The sequence below is a fragment of the Enterococcus sp. genome, from assembly GCF_032555305.1.
Taxonomy (GTDB): domain Bacteria; phylum Bacillota; class Bacilli; order Lactobacillales; family Enterococcaceae; genus Enterococcus_A.
The window spans coordinates 94,717-116,159 of sequence record NZ_JAWGOQ010000013.1; the positions used below are offsets into that span (position 1 = coordinate 94,717).

A 21,443-nucleotide genomic window follows, 5' to 3' on the forward strand; every position below is an offset into this window, starting at 1 on the left:
GATAGCGACTACCCTACTGATTTGATTTTACAGTACACATCAATATCATATCCTGAATTCTACATTTCTTTTATTAGGCCATTTTAAACACCCGCTTCATCGAAAGAAGCGGCCAGTCCAACCCCTTGTTTGAAAGCAGCTTGACCGATCTGCAAAACGTTCGAGGAATCATAGATATTTGTACCAATAGCCTCATTGCTTTGTTCATCTGGTTCTACTAAAATGACCCTTGAATGCTCCGACAATTTTTCAGCTTCATCGCGAACACTTGGAATCAGTCCGTATTTTTTATTCAGTGGAGCAAGTAAAAGAATGGTATCACAGCCGACCATGTATTCAGCATTTGTCGGTGAAACCATACCGCCATCAATCCAGTCACTTCCGAAAAAAGACATATGAGGCCACACACCTGGGACAGCTCCACTGGCAGATACTGCTTCAATCAGAGAAATACCACTATTACAGTCAAAAATATGTAATTTTCCGGTTTTAGCATCCACTGCACTAATAAATAAATTTTGTGGCCACTCTAAGCGAACTAATCTATTGCGAACGATTTCCATTCGTTTCTCTCGACTTACCTTAGATGGATGGGTATAAATGATCTCTCCCATTTTTTGCCCTACTGTTTCTTTGTTGCTTCCGCCAACCATAAAAGCTTCTGTCCAAAGTTGATAGACTTCTGGACTTACTTCAGCAAATTCTTTCATTTTAGAAGAGTCACTCACCCTATCGAGATAATCCTTCATATCGTAATGATTCGCCAAAGTAGCTCCCACAAATGAGCCAGCCGAAGTACCTAATATTTTGTGCGCACGGCTCAAGTCAATTCCCTGATTGAGCAGACCAGCAAGTATTCCAGTTTCCCAGACGAGTCCCGTGATTCCTCCACCTCCAAGTACAATTCCCAATGATTGATCCATAATCAGTACCTCCTGATAATTTTGTCTTTTCAACGAACTTACTATAAACTATGAACTATACTTCATAGCAAGATGGAAGGATTAAAAATTATGAAAATCAGTGAGGTTTCAAAAGCGACCCATTTGCCAATCTCTACTATCCGTTATTACGAACGAGTAGGACTAATTCATGACGATTATTTTATTCGTGAAGACAATGGGTATCGTAACTACTCAACATCTGTCGTTCCTCATCTACAATTTATTTCTAAACTACTTGAAAATGGTTTTTCAATTTCTGAACTTCTTCAAATAAGCGATACCTTTGGAAGCTCTCCGACAACCGAAGAAAACATTCAATTGTTGAAACAGAAAATAGACGAAGTTAGAAAAAAGATAGCCGATCTAGAAGCATCAGAAAAAATATTGCAAAAAATGCTCGCTCATAAAATGGAGAAGCTATAAAAATATCCCTATTTATGATACGGCTCAACATCACTTGGGCGAATGGTTATCACGACTGCCAATGGTCCGGTCTTTTCATCCTTTTTCGCGGATTCCCATTCTCGCCTAAAGACATATCGATGGGTACGTGTTTCTGAGTCTCGCCAAATTTCCGTTTTTACGATCTCCAATTTCTTCTCGATCATTGTGTTCATCCTCTCTATTGTTATCTTTATTAAATAATTTGCGCGTTAATCAATGTCACAAGTACCGCTGTTACAATCTTCGCGATCAACCTGAACCACTTCATCGTTGTCACCAATCCTTTCATTTTTCTCTAGTGCCAATAGGATGTCCTGTAGGCATTCAGCAATCGTTTTCCATATTTCAGGACTAATCATAGGCCTCACCATTTGAATACCATTGAAGCTTTCCTTCTATTAATAACCCACGAGTAAATTCGTGCTCACTGTGAATATCCGTCAGGAAGTACACCACGTAATCCTTGCCGGATTCCTGATCCACGTATACGAACAAATGAGTCATAACTAATGCTAGTAATTTTGTGTTGCTTATCTGAATAATTGCTGGGTCTAGTTCTTCACGTTCAGCGGTAACCGATTCAAATCCCCAATCTTTTTCAGTTGTTTCAATCCCCGTTTGTTCTTTTAGTATGTTGATTGCTTGATGTAACATTTCGATCCGTCCTCTCTGCAAAAAGAAAACCCTAATGACCAGCAAGCGTCATTAGGGTTATTCGTCATCCTTAATATGTCCTTCGGCTCTCATCGATAAGTACTCTCCACCTGAACCAATGATGATATGATCTTGTAATTTGATCTGTAATAACTTAGCAGCTTTTTCTAAACGAGCGGTTAGTTGAATATCTGCGAGTGAAGCGGTAACGTCTCCTGAAGGGTGATTATGTGCGATACAAATTGACACGCTATTAGATAACAATGCTGCTTTTAAAATGTCTCTTGGATAAGCTAACGATTGATTAATGGTACCAATGTGAATCGTCTGGATAATCGTCGGTTCTAACTTTTGAGAAAGCCCCGCCATCACTAAAAATTCCCTATCTTTGTGCTCTATAAAGGGAGAAAATAACTGATACAACGCTTGTGGACTATTGCATTTTCTTCCTGCATACAGTACGGATGATTCCTTTACTAATTGTAAAGAGACGATATTTACACGTTTTTTTGGCTCAGATTTCACTTGTTGGTTTTTCATTGTCAAGACCTTCTTTCTAATATTCTTTGAAATTTCTTACTCTTGTACTTACTATGTGCAATCAATACTCTTCCGGTAACAACATCGTCTGATGGGTATGATCATCAATCACCCATAGCTTTTTTATTTGGAAACTTGTTAAAGCATCCGTTATTCGACATTCATGATACTCAATAAAGAATGGTTCCTCTTGCCGATGGATAATCGTGATCGTTCCCCTCTGATCATCTCGATTGAACTCGAATATCTGTAGGTAATCTAACTGAACATCCGCTTGTTTCACCTTCTCATCAATCAATTGAAAACAACGTTGCTGCATCTCCTTTGGTACTTGTTCATTCACGCCTCTCGTGACATAGCGTCTTTCTTGTGTATCGAACATTGCTTGATCCTCCTTTAGACACAAAAATAGCCCAATCACCGATTAAGGTGATTAGGCTTCATAGTAATAATATATATTTGAAAAATTAGTTGATTCTATCAAAAATGAATAATTGTCTTTTTCATTTTTTTGGCTTTCCAAATATCATTGTGGTGAGGTGGGTATCCTTGTTACATTCAACAATTAAAAACGAATAATTATTTAGTAACTCTGTGATTCCATTTAGTTATATCCTGTTTGTTTATTAAAGCTTTTGTAATGAATAGGTCTTTTTCAATTTCTCCTATACTCTTAAAATAGTTCATTATTCTTTCATCATTAAAGATTTTTCCAATCAATCCAATAGATTTTCTGTTCTCCTTTTTTTTCATTCTTCCCTCTCCGTTTTAAACAAGTGGGCTACCTATATATATCTGTCAAAATTATTATGAAAAAGGATGTATTGTGACAATTAAATTCCACATAGACAGTCTATTTCTCAATCAGTTTTCAAATTTTTTTTGCTAATGCTAGACAGCCAATGACTCCAGCATTGTTTTTCAGAAAAGGGGTTACAATATAATTTTTCATTTCTGGAGTTCTTACATAGTTCTTCATTAATGAATGAAAGGCTACACGAACTCGTTCTACCATATGAGATTGCTGCATCACACCACCACCTAATATGATTACATCAGGAGAGAGTATCAGTGTAGTATTGTAGACGCATTGGGCAATGTAAAAAGCCTCGCTTTCCCAAACAGCATCAGTCTCAGAAATATCCTGCCCTTTTCGACCTGTTCTTGCTTCAATTGCTGGACCCGCCGCCATTCCTTCTAAACAATTTTTGTGAAATGGACAATTTCCTTGGAAAGAATCTTCGTCGTGTGGAACTACAAGCATATGCCCCATTTCAGGGTGACTAAAGCCCTCGATAAATTCTCCTTTTTGAATTGCTCCTCCACCAATACCAGTTCCAATAGTATAATACACAACACTATTTTTTCCTCGCCCTTCTCCGCAAACATACTCCCCATATGCTGCAGCATTTACGTCTGTAGTCCAAGCAATAGGAACATCAAAGTGTTTCTTCAAACTCCCTACAAAATCAAAATCTTGCCAACCAGATTTGGGAGTAGAGGTGATATAGCCATAGGTTGACGAATCTTGTTGAACATCAATTGGCCCAAAAGAGCCAACACCGATACTCTCAAGTTCTGTTTGATAATCATTAAAAAAGGCGATTACCAGATTCATCGTTTCTTCAGGAGTAGTTGTAGGAAAACTAGCTCGGTTTTCAATGTTTAGATTTTTATCTCCAATAGCACAAACAAACTTTGTCCCACCTGCTTCAATTGCACCAAAAACCATATTTTTATCCCTCCATTTTGAGTGAATAATTTTCTAGTTGCTCTATGACTAATAAATCTTCTGATTTGATAACAAATAGTTCATCGCTATTTGTTGGATATACTCGGTTTGTAACGACATATTCCCCTTCATTAATAAATAGTTCTAGCGCATTTGTATCCAGAATCAGACGAACAAGAAGCTTTCCATCATTCACACTTAATGGAGCGACAGAATTATCTTTGTTCCCTACTCCTGAAAGCTCTCTATCTACTAAAACCGTCATCTGCTTCAAGTCAAAATGAATCCTTGTTTTTTCTTTCATGTCTTTTGAACATTTTACAAAAATGTCAAAGACTTCTGCCTTGGATTTTTCCATATCGATGGTAAGTAATATGTCCGAAGCGCTCGTTAGTGAAGTATTGAAACTTGATTTAGAATCTATTTGAAGATCTTCCACAAGCTCTGAATCTATACGATAATCGTTCAATTCTACGATTGGGTATTGGTAAAGTTTGTTCTTCTTAATTGTTAACTCCCGTGCAATTGTCATCGCTCCGGCCCAACCATCATTCTTTTCAGGCATTTCAGCAAACCAGATGTTCATCCAAGCAATCATTATCCTTCTGTTTTTTCCATCAGTAAATGTTTGTGGTGCATAAAAATCCTTGCCATAGTCTAAAGTGAAGAAATCTTTTTGTTCAAATTTACATGTATCGTAATCAAAATTCCCCAATAAGTAATACGGACTACTGTTTTTAGTTCCAAACATCGGAGATATAATCAAAATATCTTGTTCATCAAGTGTAAATAGATCTGGGCACTCCCACATATCACCTTGTTGTCCATTACTTTCAGCCGCGATGCCGCGATACTCCCAATCCTTCAAATCTTTGGAGCTATAGATTGCCGCCTTTCCTTTCCCATCCTTCTTTGTCCCTATGATGGCATAATACATCTCATCCTTTTTCCATATCTTAGGATCGCGAAAGTCTTCGGTAGCTTCATTTGGAAATGTAGAGATCACTGGATTATTTGAAGATTTTGAAAAACTTCTTCCATCTTTTGAAAAAGCAATATTCTGCGTTTGACGCGGCGTTCTACCATCAACATTTCCTGTATACATTAAGACTAGTTGATCCTCTACCGAAATCGCACTACCTGAAAAACAACCATGCCCTTGTTCAACACTGGAATAGTCGTATTCTTCTGATGGAGCAAGAGCAACAGGAAGGTATTCCCATTTAATTCCATCGCTACTTTTAGAATGCCCCCAATGCATCGGTCCCCACTCAACATCATAAGGATAAAATTGGAAAAACAAATGATATTCACCTTGATGGAAAACTAAACCATTCGGATCATTCATCCAACCTAGCGGTGTCATAAAGTGCATTTTCAATCTAGATTTTTTTTCCTGTACACTTGCTCCGTTCTCTTTAATATAGTCATTTGCTTTTTTTAACTCATTTTCATGATTTAATGTTTTTTCGTTTTTCATCCTGTCATCCTTTCGTTGCGTTTCTAAAAAAGTTTGATAGCTACAAAAATAGCAACTATCAAACTTTCATTATTTATAGTGTATTTTTAACCCGTTGAATATCCTCTAAATTCTCCTTCATCGCTTGGTGGGTCTTTTTATATTTTAGCTTCATTTGTTTTTCTTTTTCTGACCGATAATAGTCTTCTCGCGTTTTTGCATCGACAAAAGCTTGTTCTTGTTCAACTGTTAATGCTGGAGTCTCTTTCTGTACTGGTTTTGATAATGTTGCAACAATCGGAAGTCGCTCTTCTACTGGCAAAATATCTAGAGTCGGTGATGGAATAGTTTGATACCAATAGGCTGTAGAAGACCAGTCATCTGATAAATGATTCGCATGACCATGTTCAATAGTTACTTTTATTTTTTCTGAAAAATGGATTGGATCAGCAATGTGGAATCTATAGGCAACCGTATAGCCAGGCATATCTCCTTCATGAATAATCGTTCCATTATATAGAAAGTGATTCTTCTGCATTCCCCAAGCAAAACTAAAATAATCTTCTGTACCTGTTCCATTAATACTTGGCATTTCCTCCCCATCAATAAAAATCATGTCATCACCTTCACCCCACCAGCTACCTTGGAAATGGTTGACTGATAAGTTACACCCTACATAATGGCCTTTCCCTTCTGTTTCCAATAAAACATAATTATCTTCACCAGATAAATTACTAATAGCCTGAACGTCGGGACTATTGGTTTGCAGCCCATTTCCCCAGCCATTATTCGGATTATTTCTTTTCCAATTAGCATGAAAATAAACTGTATCTTCTGGAAGCTCTTCTTTATACAACTCATAATCAACATAAAAATACAAAGCAAATGGCAATTCATTTTCATTAATAATTTCGATTTTCGCTTTTTTATTAAATGGCATAGGGAAAAAGCAATTCAAAGCACATGGAGCTCCAAATTTTCCAGCCTCTTCAGGTTTTACAGATACATTAAAAGGCATGGATTCAAAATTACCTGGCAATGAATGTCCTACACAGAAGAAATCACCTAATGGTGCTAAAACACTTGGAGTATCTTGATCATCCCAAGTAATTTTGATTAAGGCTTTTCGATAGTAAAATGGGTCTTGTTCCTCCCAAGTAATTCCTAAAGCATTATGGATCTCATTTGCTGGAGCAACATTACTTCCTAAAACAGGATCAACAATACTCGGGCCCATAATTTTTCTGCAAAAAGAGGTCATCCAAATGTGAGTAATACATCCTGGACCATCGATTTCCCCTAAGGTAATAGATTCACCTGGAGGAATCATCCAATAGTCTTGATTTTTGCCACTGTGATCGTAACTAGAGACTCTTGCAGATCGTGCCTCCGCTGTTTTTGTTAAAGCCTGCATGTTTCCATTTGAATAATTGTTCATCATAAATTCCTCACTTAGTTTAAATTTTTATCCTTTAACTGCTCCAGCAGTCATTCCTTTGATAATTTTTTTCTGGAAAATTGCGTAGAAAGTCAGCTGTGGAATAATTAGTAAAATACTTGCGGCGACAATTCCACCATAATCGATATTGTATCGCCCTTTAAATTCTGAAATTGCCAATGGAATGGTCATTTTTGAGCTATCACTGATTAAAGTTGCTGCAAATGGATATTCATTCCAAATGTATAGAATATTAAAAATAAAGATAGTTACAACTACTGGTTTAACTACTGGAAAAACAACTTTCCAACATAACTCAAATAAATTACAGCCATCCAGCAATGCAGCTTCTTCCAACTCACTTGGAAACTCCTTCAAAAAACCAGTGAATAGTAACGTATTAAACCCGATTGATGTTGCGATATAAGGTAAAATCAAAGATAGATACGTATTTTCAATCCCAGCAGCTATCGTCAACCGATAAACCGGAAACAATAGAATAAAAGGCGGAATTGCTTGTCCACTTATGAATAACAGGTATAAGGCTTGGCTGATCTTTTTTTTCTTAAAGACGAATCTGCTTAAAGCAAATGAACTCATGTACGTGATGATCATTTCAAAAAAGATCGCTACAACGGCAATAATAAATGTATTCTTATAAATCAACTTGAAATCTAAGGTTTCAAATGCTCGATTAAAATTCGATAAATCTAATGATTTAGGTAGCGAAAGGGTGTCTGTTAAAATGGCTGAACTGTCCTTAAATGAAAGTAATATCATCCAAAGAAATGGAACCATAATAATTAATGTAATCAAATAAGTAATACCACTTAAAAAAATATTTTTATTTTTCTTGATATCCATTAGTTACTATTCAACTCCTTTTCTCTAAATTTCTTTACTATTGTAAATACTCCAAAAATCATTCCAGCACACGCAAAGGTTACTAATAATGTCATGACTGCAATAGACATACCATATCCATATTCGCCTGATGTAAACGTCATTCCGTACATATAAGTGACGAGGACCTCAGATAAATGATTGGGTCCACCATTGGTCAGCTGTAGAACTGTCTCGAATATCTTGAAAACCAAGGTAATGACCAAGATCAAATTCATCTTGAATGTCTCGTTTAGCATGGGAATTGTAATGTTTACCACTTTCTGAAACCCTGTGGCACCATCAATATCTGCTGCCTCATATAGTTCCTCGGGTATTAAAGTCAGACCAGCTAAAAAGATTGTTGCTATATACCCCAATGACTGCCAACTCTGAACGATTGCGACTGAAAATGGTGTCAGTTTGTCTCCTCCGATCCATTCTAATGCAAGACTGGACAAACCAGCTTTGTCTAAGAGAACATTGATAAGCCCAATTTTCGGATCTAAAATGAAGACCCAGATCAAACCGACCATGATAGGTGCTACGATCGATGGTGCATAGTTGATTGCCCGGACGAGTGTTAGCCCTTTCATATTCCGATTCATTAGCAGGGATAACAGAAAGGCTCCCGGAATTAAAATCAAAATGGTGACTAGCAAGACAATGATTGTATTTTTTAAGGCAATAATGAAGATTGGATCTTTAAATAATCTCAAATAATTTGACATACCAACGAATTGAGGCTGACCTATACCTGAAAATTTTGTAAAACTATAATATGCAGCAATAAATATAGGTGCAATAATATAAGCTAAGTAAAGCAACAATGCAGGCAGTATCAGAATGACTTTATTACGGGTTGAACTATACCATTTCATAACAAATCACCTCTATACTTTATTTTGTATCGTCTATTCTATTCTGTACAACCTTTGCAGCTTCTTCAGGAGTATAGTTACCTACAATAACACCGTAAATACTGTCATACATTGCATTCCCAATTGATTCAGATACAACTAAATCAGGTTGATTTTCTTGGCTTGTCCATTTAGAATCCTCCATATTATTGATAATATCTGCAAATACTGGAGATTCCTTTTCATCTACTTCGACAGATATGTTAGTCATTGGAGGAATTTTATTATCAACCATAATTTGAATACCTTCTTGACCATAGTAAAATGCTAAAAATTTCTCGATGGCAGCTTTTTTATCTTTATCTTCAAAAGCAGCCTTGCTCACTACCAATGGAGCGGATGGAACGATAGAACTTAAGTGTTGATCACCAACGCCATCTTTAAAAGTAGGTCCCCACCAGAATCCAACATCGTTACCGACATCACTAGATTCAATTTTTTGTGCATCCCAAGAGCCGGAATCCAACATTGCTGATTTTCCAGTAGTAAACTGTTCAACTGCTTGGAAATAGGATTGTGTACTCACGTTTTTAGGAAATGCTCCCGCATCTCGAAGCTCGGCAATCTTTTCATAATAGTGAATGAAATCTTTATTGTTGTACTTTTCTTTACCAGCTAAAATATCATCCATCTTATCTAAATACCCATAGCGTGATAGCATAATGAGAAAAGCCCAAACCGAGTAACTGTCTTTTGCACCTTTAGAGATTGTCACAATATCCTTTTCATCAAGTGCTTTCGCTATTTTCATCAAGTCCTCAAAGGTTTCTGGTTTTTCAAATCCATTGTCAGATAAAACTTTCTTATTGTAGTACAAACCTGTTACTAAAGGTTGATAAGGCATTCCGTATTGAACTTTTCCAGCTTGGAATGGTTCAATCATATTCTCGCGTCCATCAAATGAATCCTTAATATCCTTGTGTTCTTTCAAAAAATTGGATAAATCAGCTAATACGCCAGCTTCCTGGAGCTCTTTAGCCGAAGCTGGTAACATCCAAAAAATATCTGGAAGCTTATCAGATTGAGACCGCATTTTCATATTTTTAACATGTTCTGATTGCTCTTTTCCCTCCAAATTGATATCAATATCCGGATTTTCCTTTTTAAATGCTTCAACAACTGCATTAAAAGCCGGTTCCTGATCTGCTGGATTAGCAACATGAATAGCAAAATCAATGGTCGTTTTACCATCTTCTTTAGCCGACCCGCCTCCTTTATTGCCGCATGCTGCTAAAGCTAATAGGGCTGTTAATGCAAAACCAATACTAATCAATTTCCTTTTCATTTTTTTCACCTCATAATGATTTTCTTTCAATAATTTTTGATGGTATTTCTACTCTTTTCGCTGTATGTTCTTGATTGTTTATACTATCCAAAATTAATTTCGCTGATTCTCTTCCCATCTCAAATGCTGGTTGTCTGATTGCGGTCAAAGGTGTTTTGGCTATTTCCATCCAAGAATAGTCATCGTAAACTGCTATCCCCACGTCATCGGGAATTGAAATTCCATGATCAATTAGATACTTGATAGTACCCATAGCTATCGTATTATTTCCAAATAAGATGGCAGATCTTTTTTCTTCAAATGAATCTACTACCTCCTTTCCTATTCTATATCCCGCTTCAAAAGATGAAATTGTTTCAAACCTTTTTGGTTCTTTATTTCCATTGAGTTTATAGAAAATTTTTTCATATGCCGTATTTCGTTCTATCGTAGATGAAACATCTGTTGGGCCGGAGATAAAAATGATATCTTCATATCCACGATCCACAATACCTTCTAATAACTCCAGCGTTACTGAATAGTTATTTGTATAAACAACATCATATCGTTCTAAATCGTTTGGTTTCCTATCAACAAAAACAATTGGCAATGTCGTATTTGATGCGATTTGGTTAATGTTCTTTAATAGTCCTGAAGTGGGAGCAATTATTATCCCATCCACATATTCGATCATACTAGAATTGAACAATTCTAAACGACTCTGTTCTTCGATTACTCTTTCATGAGAATTGGCAATTATTAGTTGGTATCCGGCTTTTTGTAATTCACTTTCCACTCCTGAAGCTAAAGTAGAAAATAATTCTGAAGAAGAATCCTGTTCTTGTGAAGGGATAATCAGTCCGATTACTTTTGAGCCAACACCTTTCATTGATTTCGCTAGATTGCTGGGTCGATAATTTAATATTTCCATTGACTTCAATACTTTTTCTCTTGTATCCTGCTGTACAAATCGTGAATTATTCATGACGTTCGAGACAGTTGCAGTAGAAACTTTGGCTAATCGTGCAACGTCTTTGATAGTTGCTTTTTTCAAATCTTTCCACCTCTATTTAATCGTTTAATCAAGTTTTATATTTATATTTAACGTGAACAAAAACTGAAATATAGGCATTTGCATTTCATTTAATCGATTAAATGAAAAATTAAAAAAATAATTATTTAATCGATTAAATACAGGGTTAAAAAAATACAGTTTTTGAGATAGCGCTTTCTTGATCTCGATTCCATTTTACTACCTTTCATATTCTTAGTAAAGTCTTTTTTGCTTTTTCAAAAAAATATTGGAAAGAAGAAAAACTCAGAAATAACCATAAACCTGAAATATGGTCGTTTACATACAAAAAAATACAACTCAATAGTAACAAATAGAAATTAAGTTTAGGATTGATTAAGAAAATACCGACTAGTCTTTTAAAATTGTTTTTTTTATTATGGACAGGTGTGTTGATTGCATAAGCCACCAAAAGTAGTAACATTGCTCCCGTCATGATGAAGTATACTTTATTGAAAAATTGTCCAAGTAGCACAAACTGAGCAACCCAAAGAATAATCAAGAGCAACAGCATAAAACAGGAAGTGTTTATCGAAAAAAAAGATTCTTTAAATCCCTTAAAAAAATCCTTCACCCTTATTTCTTCCCCATTGTTTATCCTACCTATTCCTTGAACAAGGTTATATCCGCTAGGTAAGATACCAAAAATAATTCCGCCAAAAAGTACCCCAATGATGAAGAGAAGATTCAACACAATTAATTGATAAACCAATTCAAAAAGTCTATGAAATTTAGTAAACCGCTTAATATCCATATTTTTCCACCTTACTTATATTGTCGTAACAATAAATTACTCTTAACCTGAGGCACAATAACGAAATGAGCTATCCCCCTTCAAGCAAACGATCAACGAGCAACATTTAAGGAATCGAAATAACTTCCTCAGTTTCTATATCAAAGAAATGAGCCTTACTACCATTAAACGCTAGTTTTATTTTCTCCTTTGGTTCTAAAAAGTCGCGTGCATCTACTTTGGATACAAACTCAGTTGTTCCTACTTTTGAATACAGCATTGTTTCAGCACCCAATAATTCAGAAACAACAACTTCTGCAATCACTGTCGAGTCTGGAGTTACTTCTATTGCAATCGGTTCTGCGTGGATATCTTCTGGACGAATTCCGAAAATCAACTTCTTACCTTCATACCCTTTGGCCTTTAAAACTTTATATTTCCCTTCTGCAACACGCAAACGCAAATCATTACCATCTGTAATATATCCATTAGTAAGAGTAACATCAAAGAAATTCATGGCTGGTGATCCGATAAAACTAGCTACAAAAACATTTTTTGGTTTATTGTAGACTTCTTGGGGTGATCCAATCTGCTGAACAATACCATCTTTCATAATTACAATACGATCAGCCATCGTCATCGCCTCTGTTTGATCATGTGTAACATAAATAGTAGTCGTATTTAAACGCTGGTGAAGCTTAGCAATTTCTGCGCGCATAGCAACTCTCAGTTTTGCGTCTAAATTTGATAAAGGTTCATCCATCAGAAAAACCTTTGCATCACGAACGATAGCTCTTCCAAGGGCTACTCGCTGTCTTTGTCCACCGGATAATGAGGCTGGCTTTTTATTCAAGTAATCGGTCAAGCCTAATATTTCTGCCGCATTCTCCACTCTCTTTTTGATCTCGTCTTTATCAAATTTCCGTAACTTTAAGCCAAAAGCCATATTATCAAAAACTGTCATATGTGGATACAGCGCATAGTTTTGAAATACCATTGCTATATCTCGGTCCTTTGGCGCAACCTCATTCATTCTTTCTCCATTAATGAGAAATTCGCCTTCAGAAATACTCTCAAGACCTGCAACCATCCTTAAAGTAGTCGATTTACCACATCCAGATGGTCCTACAAAAACAATAAATTCCCTATCTGCTATTTCAAGATTGAAATCAGTTACAGAATACTTGTCATTGTTTTCGTATTTTTTATAAATATGTTTCAATGTTAATTCTGTCATCAATAGTCCTCCATTTCTATTTGATATAGGAATACCATAAATGAAAGCGTTATACATTTCATCGTCAATCTGCCTAAAATAAAAGTTGATTACTAGGTAAAATATCCAAATGGAAAAGTCACTTAAGAAAAAAGCGAGACGAGTAAATAGCATAAAAAAAGAGCATTATTATTTTTTAGATTGAGCATCGTTCGTTCTTGAAATTTATCAATTTTATATAGTAACGAGTTCCGATGCATAAACAATTCTTTTGCTGCTGAACTAAAATTACCTTGTTGTTCCCATAATACTCTAATTAAATGTCTCATTTCTTCATCATTAAACCAGTCTTGATATAATGACAATAAGAGTACACTCTCACTAGCAATCTGGTTAGAAAAGACAGAAATTATGCAATCGGATAGTTCCAAACATTTCACGTTAAAATTCTTTTTCAAAGAATCAATGAATGCTTTCTTTTCTTCACGAAATAATTGGCTAAAATCATGTTTCCATACATGAAACGATCCTAAAAAAAGCCTTGTTGAAAAATCAAAATCCATATCTAAAGCAAGAAAAATCCCCTCTAAATCATTCACAAGTAAATTATCTAGACCTCTCTTTTCAACTATTAATAAAAATTGTTGATAGAAAAAAAGGTCTACAGAATTCGGAAATATCTCTCCTATTTCTTTCAAGATCCTTTCTTTCTGAGAGTCTTCTAAATGTTTCATATAAACTTGGATTATCCGGAATTCACCATCCTCTGTATTTTGTTTGTACTCAAACAAAATCTCATACCAAGGATGTCTTTTTTTGTTGATTGATTGACCTTGACCTAATCTAGAAAACAAGAGAACTTCTCGTTCAGTTAAATCTTCTCTCAAGAAACATGCATACCCATCTAAAATTGGAACGTTTACAGTTTCACTGGAGAATGGACCTTTTTTTAACAACATTGCTTCTGGATAAATAGCTTGGATTTCTTTAAAGCTCATCCTTTCCATATTCCTCACCTCCTCTTCGGTAATCAAACTCCGCATCTTCTTTTTATAATAAGTAAAGCTGATAATAATTTCAATATTGATATATCCACTACTTCTCCACTATTAAAATAACCCGATCATTTCAATTTAAATGATTGGGTTATTTTAAGATATTACAAAGTTTCACATTCTCATATCAGCCTTACTAAATAAAAAATGAAACTCGATGAGACTAGGTAAATTTTGGGGAAGAAATAAACTCATCCACCTCGAAAATCTCTGGCATTGAGCAAAGTGCGCCTTTCTTTGTGGTGATCAATGAAGCTGCTGCATTAGCGAACGTCAACATCTCAGCTAATTGTTCTTTCGTTAATTCTTTTAGTCCATAGTCAAGAATATATTGAAGTACGCACCCACAAAAAGTATCCCCTGCACCAGTAGTTTCGATGGTCTGTTCATTCTTAAAAGCACGAACTTCAATCATATCTTCTTCATAATATGCTCGGCTTCCCTTATCCCCCATCGAAACAAGGATTAATTTAATCGGATATTTATCTCTAATTTTTTTAACCCCTTTTGAATAATCCTCTTCTCCTGTAAGCCATTGAATTTCGTTGTCTGATATTTTAAGAATATCACAATAGCTAAGCCCAACTTCTACTTGTTTTCGAGCCTCTTCTAAATTTTCCCATAATGGTTCACGAATATTGGGATCAAATGAAATCAAGCAATCATTACTTTTAGCGATAGTCAGTGCCTTTTTCGTTGCATTACGTACTCCTTCATGGGTCATGGAAAGTGTTCCAAAATGAAAAATCCTTGATTGCTTGATTACCTCTTCATTTACTTCCTGTTCATTTAATTGCATATCTGCTCCTGGATTACGACAAAAAGTAAAATCTCTATCCCCGTCTTCTCCATTGTGCACAAAGGCTAAGGTGGTGTGTACGTCTTTATCAAAGGACAAATTGCTTATATCAATTCCCAATTTTTTGGCCTTTTCTTTCAAGAACCAACCAAAATTATCATCACCGACTTTTCCAATGAACGCTACATTGCGATCGAATTTTCTTAACATCGCTAATACATTACATGGTGCGCCACCTGGATTCATCTCTAATAGTGGATTGCCCTGTTCGCTTAGACCATTTTGAGTAAAATCAATCAGAATTTCGCCCAGAGCGGTTACATCAATCGTTTTCATTTTCATCCTCCATATTTCAAATGCTCGAAGACGTTTACCTTCTTCGAGCATTTGACTACATTGTTTTCGTTAGTTCCCATGTTTCAAGCTGATTAATCACAAGTGTGCCCTCAGCAACAGAAACATAGTTCTTATTTTGATCCTTTTTTGCAAAAACATTTAGACTGTGATTCGTTTTATAGTCATCTGTGAAAATCTCTATAGAGGATTGATCTACAAACAAATGGATCTTTAGTGTTGCTTTATCCTTTAGCAACAAATTACTTTTTGTAGTTCCTTGGCTCCAATCATCTGAGTTGTCGCGAGAAACTGTTAGAATCTGCTTTCTTAAATCGAATGTCGCAATCGTAGCTAGATGATCGTTGCTCCTCAAGCGTAGCTCAAAGGAATCAGTGGTACTATTAGCAAGATCAATGGTCATTTTCAGTTCAAAACAATTGCCGTTACCTGTGGGAATCAAGAATTCGCCTTTTTCAAAAATAGACTTTTTATGAATCGCTTCAGCTGATTTCCGAATAGATTGCAGCTCTTCTATAGGTACAAACTTCAATGTATTATCCGTATCAAGGATTGCTTCTCGCGGAAGGTTGAAAGAACCACACCAGCCTTCTTTGAAGGTTGGCCCCCAATCCTTCCACCACGGCATCCAATCCCAACCATTCGCCCACGCAACAAGAATACGTCTGCCGGATTGATCAACAAATGATTGCGGCGCATAATAATCAAATCCCCAATCAATATTTCCTACAGTTGTGTAATTGAACTTTCCAGTTTCATAATTCATATCTCCGACTAAATAAATACTCGTTCGTTCTTTCACTCCCATTGGAGAAAACGTTAAAATATACTTTTCTCCAATGGCATTTTTCAATGGGAAAAAATCGGGACATTCCCACATATAGCCAAATTCTCCTCGACTTTCTGCAAGAACATTAAAGAAGTTCCAATCTTCTAAATTTTTTGAACGATACAATAGTGCTTGCCCAAGCCCATCTTTTTTCCCACTACATACCAAATAGAAATAATCTTCATGCTTCCAAACTTTTGGATCTCGAAACTCACCCACATCGTAACCAGTTGGTGGAGCAGCAATAACCGGATTCTTTTCACTTTTGACAAAATGGATACCATCATCGCTGTATGCCATACACTGATTTTGAATAAACCCGTCTCCGTAGTTTGTCGATGCGGTGTATAAAAGGTAGAGCCGCCCCTCATATTCGATCGCACTTCCAGAGAAACAACCACCTTTTGGATGATTGTCGTAGGTTTCGCTCGGTGCTAACGCGAGCGGCAAGTATTCCCAGTGCAGCATGTCATCACTGATTGCGTGTCCCCAGTGCATTGACCCCCAATAGGAGTCATAAGGATTATATTGATAGAAGAAATGGTACTTACCTTTAAAATAAATGAGCCCATTCGGATCATTTAGCCAGCCTTCTTCAGCCATAAAATGATACTTTTGGCGCATTACTCCCTTCCCCACTTCTGATCTTTTTTTATCTATTTCAGCTTGAGCACGAACAATATTTTTTTTCATTAATTCAATGGACAAGAGAATCCCTCCTAACTTTAACGATCACTTTTCAACGATAAAATTACTTCGTACACTTAATTCTCAATTCTGTCTTTGGATCAAAGAAATGCCCCTTTGAGATTTCTAACGCTAAGCGAACAATTTCACCTGGACGATGGAAGTCTCTAGCATTTACTTTAGAGACAAATTCTGTTTCATCAATTTTGCTATATAACAACGTTTCTGATCCTAACAACTCTGATACGACAATCGTTGCATCTATTGCTGACTCAATAACTGAGTCTAAGACGATCTGTTCGCTTCTAATATCTTCTGGCCGAATCCCGAAAATCAAGTCTTTTCCTTCATAGCCCTTAGCCACGAGCACTTTATTCTCACCTTCTGGCACCTTTAACTTGAAATTTCGTCCACTAGTGATGTAACCATTTTTTAAGGTCACATTGAAAAAATTCATTGCAGGTGATCCAATGAAACTTGCAACAAAGACATTTTCAGGTAAATCATACACTTCTTTAGGACTACCAATCTGTTGAATCAAACCATCCTTCATAATGACGATCCGATCCGCCATTGTCATTGCTTCCGTTTGATCATGAGTGACATAAATGGTTGTCGTTCCTAAGCGTTGATGCAACTTTGCGATTTCAGCACGCATGGATACACGTAGTTTTGCGTCCAAATTAGACAAAGGTTCATCCATCAAAAAGACTTGAGCATCACGGACGATCGCACGCCCTAAAGCGACGCGTTGACGCTGTCCTCCAGATAAAGCCGCGGGTTTTCTCTTTAGATACTCAGTTAAGCCTAAAATTTCTGCCGCTTCTTCTACCTTCTTTTTAATCTCATCGGTTGGGTATTTTCTGAGCTTTAAACCAAAGGCCATATTGTCAAAGACGGTCATATGTGGATAGAGCGCATAATTTTGAAAGACCATCGCGATATCTCGATCCTTTGGCGCTACATTATTGATGACTTTATCACCGATTTTCAATTCTCCTTCAGTGATGTCCTCAAGACCTGCTACCATTCGAAGGGTTGTAGATTTCCCGCAACCAGAAGGACCTACAAAGACGATAAATTCCTTTTCATCAATTTCTAAATTGAAGTCAGTTACGGTATAATTCTCTGCATTTGAATATTTTTTATAAATATGTTGCATGGAAAGTGTTCCCATCGTTTTTACCCTCACTTTTTTTACTATTAAGCATTGCTAAACTCTAAAGAAAGTTTAATAGCGCTTATCTAAATTCGTTCAAGATAGAATTCCTAACTGGAATCGGAGTCGCTCTAAAGGCATTGTCTTCTTTATCTAGTTCAACTTGTGCTTCAGAACCAGAATCGAGCACCGTATTTCCAAAGGACTGTCTTTCAATTAAGACCGTCTTGACCTCAAGTGCCTCGGTTGCATCATTGGTCAATAAGGCTTCTACTTGTGATGCAAAACAGGAATCACTGGATGTTAATTCTGCTTTTGTAGCGACTATATGATTATTTGAAATATAATTTCCATTACCAGCAACAACATGGATAATTACAGGAGTTGCTCCTTTTGGTGAAATTTGATCTTTGTCAATAATTTCAGAAAAATGGTTGCCAATCACCGTGTTGCTGTTACCATTGATTGATAAAAGTCCAAAGGTATCATCTAAACCATTATTCCGCCCTTGCAACGGTGCCCAAGGTTCATGATCATGCAAAAGATGGTTGGATGAAATAGAATTTTCCGAGCTATTTTTATCTAAAATAACCATTCCTGGGTAAAAGGCATGAAGTCTGTTATTGCTAATAAGCGAGCGAGTAACTCCTTCAAGATGAATACAGCTGGCTCCTCTAGGAAAAACATTATTTGCAGTCACTAGTAGACCACCAAAATTCTCTGCATAAATGGAATAGCCCTTGAAACCTGCACCAATCAAATTATCTGTCACCTTCGACGCCTGTCCCCAACCACGTAATTCTATACAGCTCCCACATTCCGCGATAAAATTATCATGGATCGTAAGGGCATCCGAGTGATAGGAAATAATTCCATGCTCCAAATAGACAAATCCCATGCCTGTAATTCGAAACGAATCATTCGCACTGTCAACGTATATTCCCGTTTTCCCATTTGTATAAGTGTTTTCTGGATTCGTTTCATCCGAACCATCATCGACAAAGTGTAAGCCGTCGATACAAAAATTTGAAAATTCAACAGAACTAATTCGCGGATCACCGCTACGCTGAATGTAGAATGCCGCGCCAGCAGCCTCTTCTTTCGATGAACCCGACAGATCAACAAGAATGCGACTGCCGCCAGGCCAAAGCTCATGTAGATCACTCCATTCATCCTCTGGCACATTATAGCGGATACTAGAAGAAGTAAAGCCATGCCCAGAACCCATGATCTTTAAGAAACTAATATCAAGAACAACCTGTGTTTTCAAGTGATAATCACCTGGTGGAATATAGATGACTGCTCCTGGTTTGCCTCCATCATTTTCATCAATCTCTTTTTGTCTTTTTTTAATATCTAAAAGAATACTGTTAATGACTTCCCCAATATCGTTAAATGGATCCCCAATTTCCCATTGAGTGACATCATAATAATTTTTACTCACCATTACTCCTCCTGATGAGCGATTCTATAATTAGAATCGCTCTTTTGTTCCTTCAAATACGTTTTGACTAGCTCTTAACTGAACCAGCGGTTATTCCTTGAACAATGAATCGCTGTGCTACGATTGATAAAACCATTACAGGTAAACTAAAAATTAGAGCTCCTGCACACATCGGACCCAAGTCCATACTGTAAGCTGATAAAAATTCGGATAATCCGACCGTAAATGTTTTTGCCTCTGTACTAGTCAATAACAACGACAATAAAAATTCATTCCAAGATAGAAATAGCGTAAATACAAAGGCTGTAGCCAAACCTGGTGTACAGATTGGCAAGATGATTCGAATAAATGTCTGGAGACTTGAAGCCCCATCCATACAAGCCGCTTCATCAATACTCGTTGGAATGCCTTCATAGAAACCGAGCATGACCCACATAACAAAAGGCATATTTATCGCTGCATAAACGATAATTAAGGCAACTCTCGTATCATACAAACCAAGATTTGTAATCAACTCATAGATCGGTACAGCAATACTCGATGTCGGAATCATTTTTAAACACAACACGACAATAATCAAAAAGGTGGCAATCTTAGCTCCTGAACGTTGAATCGCATAAGAAGATAACGCCCCTAAAATTACTGCAATCAAAGTACTGCAAACAGCTACTAAAAAACTATTTAAAATGTAATGAAAGGCAGGCATCCGTTCGAACAAACCAGTGAAATTTTCCACAGATAGAACTGTTGGAAAAAATTTTGCAGGAATTGAAACAACCTCACTACCTGGCTTGAAGGATGAACTAATCAAGTACAGATAGGGAAACAACCAGACTACAGCACAGACAATCGCTAAAATTATCAGTAATTTACTTTGAACACTTCTTTTTTTCTCCACTTGCTATCCCCTCCTACACTGATTGTTTTTTCTTCGGGTTCCATAGTCCTTGCATGAACACAAGAGTGAACACAACGAGTACTACCACAAGTATTAATGCCATCGCACTTGCATACCCGACTTTGTTGTATCTGGTTAGCGTTTTATAGATTACAACACTGATAAGTTCTGATGAATTGTTCGGGCCACCCTGCGTCATCGCCCAAACAATATCAAACGTTCTTGCCGCATCAATAATTCGGATGGATAATGCGGTTAATAATACTGGTTTAATATTTGGTAGTTTGATTTTAATAATTTTTTGCCACCAATTTGCCCCATCAATCGTAGCTGCTTCAATCATACTTCCATCAAGCCCTTGAAGACCGGCAAGAATCATCAGCATCATGAACGGGGTCGTTAACCAAATATCCGCAAAACAACAAGCCAATAACGACCATTTCTCATCCGCAAGCCAAAGGATCTGGTTCGAATTTTCAAGAAGACCAACATTTACTAATAGTTGATTGATAATGCCAAACTGCGCGCTCAACATTAACTTCCAAATCAAACCAGCCACTAGCGGTGCAATCATTAGTGGGGTCAAAATAAGTGACCGGATGACCTTGTTTCCTTTAAAGTTTTCTTCAAAAACTAACGCTAAGATCGTTCCTAATATTAGTTCGACAACAACAGCAATAAAGATGTAGACAAGCGTATTTTTTAACGGCTGTAAAAAGCTTTCATTTCCAAAAGCTTTAATATAATTGTCAAAACCAACAAACTCCTTCATACCATTTGGATCAAAGCTATATAGACTGTCAAAAGCCATTTTGAAAATCGGATAAATCATAAATATTCCCATAAATAATGCGCCTGGTAAAAAGAAGGCAAGCACGGTTTTTCTGGATATCAACTGCATGGTTTTTCCTCCTTGTTCT

At 36.6% G+C, this 21,443-nt stretch carries 24 protein-coding genes; 1 reads left to right on the forward strand and 23 read right to left on the reverse strand.

The window, feature by feature from the left end; translation table 11 throughout:
• Positions 1 to 83: 83 nt before the first annotated feature.
• Entirely contained in the window at positions 84 to 923 is an 840-nt protein-coding gene (locus tag E6139_RS11320) for a patatin-like phospholipase family protein (RefSeq protein WP_316403182.1), read from the reverse strand.
• 90 nt (positions 924 to 1,013) lie between these two features.
• On the opposite strand from E6139_RS11320, the gene E6139_RS11325 reads away from it, so the two are divergent.
• The gene (locus E6139_RS11325; RefSeq protein WP_316403183.1) at positions 1,014 to 1,367 is read left to right on the forward strand and encodes a MerR family transcriptional regulator; all 354 of its coding nucleotides are present in this window, start codon (positions 1,014 to 1,016) and stop codon (positions 1,365 to 1,367) included.
• An 8-nt stretch (positions 1,368 to 1,375) separates the two neighbouring features.
• Here E6139_RS11325 and E6139_RS11330 read toward each other — a convergent pair whose 3' ends face one another.
• From E6139_RS11330 to E6139_RS11435, 22 genes are all read right to left on the reverse strand, one after another.
• Entirely contained in the window at positions 1,376 to 1,552 is a 177-nt protein-coding gene (locus E6139_RS11330; protein WP_316403184.1) for a hypothetical protein, read from the reverse strand.
• A 45-nt stretch (positions 1,553 to 1,597) separates the two neighbouring features.
• A complete protein-coding gene (locus E6139_RS11335; RefSeq protein WP_316403185.1) occupies positions 1,598 to 1,747 on the reverse strand; it encodes a hypothetical protein in 150 nt (49 codons plus the stop codon).
• Positions 1,740 to 2,042, reverse strand: coding sequence for a 4'-phosphopantetheinyl transferase (locus E6139_RS11340; RefSeq protein WP_316403186.1), 303 nt, complete (start codon positions 2,040 to 2,042; stop codon positions 1,740 to 1,742). The genes E6139_RS11335 and E6139_RS11340 overlap by 8 nt, the downstream gene beginning before the upstream one ends.
• 57 nt (positions 2,043 to 2,099) lie before the next feature.
• Positions 2,100 to 2,582 carry a JAB domain-containing protein gene (locus tag E6139_RS11345; RefSeq protein WP_316403187.1) on the reverse strand — a complete coding sequence of 161 codons (483 nt, stop codon included), beginning with the start codon at positions 2,580 to 2,582 and terminating at the stop codon, positions 2,100 to 2,102.
• Positions 2,583 to 2,643: 61 nt separating this feature from the next.
• Positions 2,644 to 2,964: a DUF960 family protein gene (locus E6139_RS11350; RefSeq protein WP_316403188.1), complete on the reverse strand. Its 321-nt coding sequence runs from the start codon at positions 2,962 to 2,964 to the stop codon at positions 2,644 to 2,646.
• A 197-nt stretch (positions 2,965 to 3,161) separates the two neighbouring features.
• On the reverse strand, positions 3,162 to 3,335 hold the full coding sequence (locus tag E6139_RS11355) for a hypothetical protein (RefSeq protein ID WP_216409654.1): 174 nt from the start codon (positions 3,333 to 3,335) through the stop codon (positions 3,162 to 3,164).
• A 118-nt stretch (positions 3,336 to 3,453) separates the two neighbouring features.
• On the reverse strand, positions 3,454 to 4,314 hold the full coding sequence (gene scrK / locus E6139_RS11360) for a fructokinase ScrK (RefSeq protein WP_137440105.1): 861 nt from the start codon (positions 4,312 to 4,314) through the stop codon (positions 3,454 to 3,456).
• Positions 4,315 to 4,318: 4 nt separating this feature from the next.
• On the reverse strand, positions 4,319 to 5,794 hold the full coding sequence (locus E6139_RS11365) for a glycoside hydrolase family 32 protein (RefSeq protein ID WP_316403189.1): 1,476 nt from the start codon (positions 5,792 to 5,794) through the stop codon (positions 4,319 to 4,321).
• A gap of 73 nt (positions 5,795 to 5,867) precedes the next feature.
• The gene (locus tag E6139_RS11370; protein WP_316403190.1) at positions 5,868 to 7,211 is read right to left on the reverse strand and encodes a glycoside hydrolase family 172 protein; all 1,344 of its coding nucleotides are present in this window, start codon (positions 7,209 to 7,211) and stop codon (positions 5,868 to 5,870) included.
• Between the two features lie 27 nt (positions 7,212 to 7,238).
• On the reverse strand, positions 7,239 to 8,075 hold the full coding sequence (locus E6139_RS11375; RefSeq protein WP_316403191.1) for a carbohydrate ABC transporter permease: 837 nt from the start codon (positions 8,073 to 8,075) through the stop codon (positions 7,239 to 7,241).
• Entirely contained in the window at positions 8,075 to 8,974 is a 900-nt protein-coding gene (locus tag E6139_RS11380; protein ID WP_316403192.1) for a sugar ABC transporter permease, read from the reverse strand. Before E6139_RS11380 ends, E6139_RS11375 begins: the two co-directional genes overlap by 1 nt.
• Positions 8,975 to 8,993: 19 nt before the next feature.
• Entirely contained in the window at positions 8,994 to 10,298 is a 1,305-nt protein-coding gene (locus E6139_RS11385; RefSeq protein ID WP_316403193.1) for an ABC transporter substrate-binding protein, read from the reverse strand.
• A 10-nt stretch (positions 10,299 to 10,308) separates the two neighbouring features.
• Positions 10,309 to 11,331 carry a LacI family DNA-binding transcriptional regulator gene (locus E6139_RS11390; protein WP_316403194.1) on the reverse strand — a complete coding sequence of 341 codons (1,023 nt, stop codon included), beginning with the start codon at positions 11,329 to 11,331 and terminating at the stop codon, positions 10,309 to 10,311.
• A 205-nt stretch (positions 11,332 to 11,536) separates the two neighbouring features.
• A complete protein-coding gene (locus tag E6139_RS11395) occupies positions 11,537 to 12,103 on the reverse strand; it encodes a DUF624 domain-containing protein (protein ID WP_316403195.1) in 567 nt (188 codons plus the stop codon).
• 106 nt (positions 12,104 to 12,209) lie between these two features.
• Positions 12,210 to 13,319: a sn-glycerol-3-phosphate ABC transporter ATP-binding protein UgpC gene (locus tag E6139_RS11400; RefSeq protein WP_316403196.1), complete on the reverse strand. Its 1,110-nt coding sequence runs from the start codon at positions 13,317 to 13,319 to the stop codon at positions 12,210 to 12,212.
• Between the two features lie 122 nt (positions 13,320 to 13,441).
• Positions 13,442 to 14,305 carry a helix-turn-helix domain-containing protein gene (locus E6139_RS11405; protein ID WP_316403197.1) on the reverse strand — a complete coding sequence of 288 codons (864 nt, stop codon included), beginning with the start codon at positions 14,303 to 14,305 and terminating at the stop codon, positions 13,442 to 13,444.
• A 211-nt stretch (positions 14,306 to 14,516) separates the two neighbouring features.
• Positions 14,517 to 15,488, reverse strand: a complete 972-nt coding sequence (locus E6139_RS11410) for a carbohydrate kinase (protein WP_316403198.1) — start codon at positions 15,486 to 15,488, stop codon at positions 14,517 to 14,519.
• A gap of 55 nt (positions 15,489 to 15,543) precedes the next feature.
• Entirely contained in the window at positions 15,544 to 17,043 is a 1,500-nt protein-coding gene (locus tag E6139_RS11415; RefSeq protein ID WP_316403199.1) for a glycoside hydrolase family 32 protein, read from the reverse strand.
• Between the two features lie 43 nt (positions 17,044 to 17,086).
• Positions 17,087 to 18,199, reverse strand: coding sequence for a sn-glycerol-3-phosphate ABC transporter ATP-binding protein UgpC (locus E6139_RS11420; RefSeq protein WP_316403200.1), 1,113 nt, complete (start codon positions 18,197 to 18,199; stop codon positions 17,087 to 17,089).
• 64 nt (positions 18,200 to 18,263) lie between these two features.
• Entirely contained in the window at positions 18,264 to 19,628 is a 1,365-nt protein-coding gene (locus E6139_RS11425) for a NosD domain-containing protein (protein ID WP_316403201.1), read from the reverse strand.
• A gap of 64 nt (positions 19,629 to 19,692) precedes the next feature.
• Complete coding sequence (locus E6139_RS11430) at positions 19,693 to 20,523, reverse strand: carbohydrate ABC transporter permease (protein WP_316403202.1); 831 nt, start codon at positions 20,521 to 20,523, stop codon at positions 19,693 to 19,695.
• Between the two features lie 13 nt (positions 20,524 to 20,536).
• Entirely contained in the window at positions 20,537 to 21,424 is an 888-nt protein-coding gene (locus E6139_RS11435) for a carbohydrate ABC transporter permease (RefSeq protein ID WP_010740694.1), read from the reverse strand.
• Positions 21,425 to 21,443 lie beyond the last annotated feature (19 nt).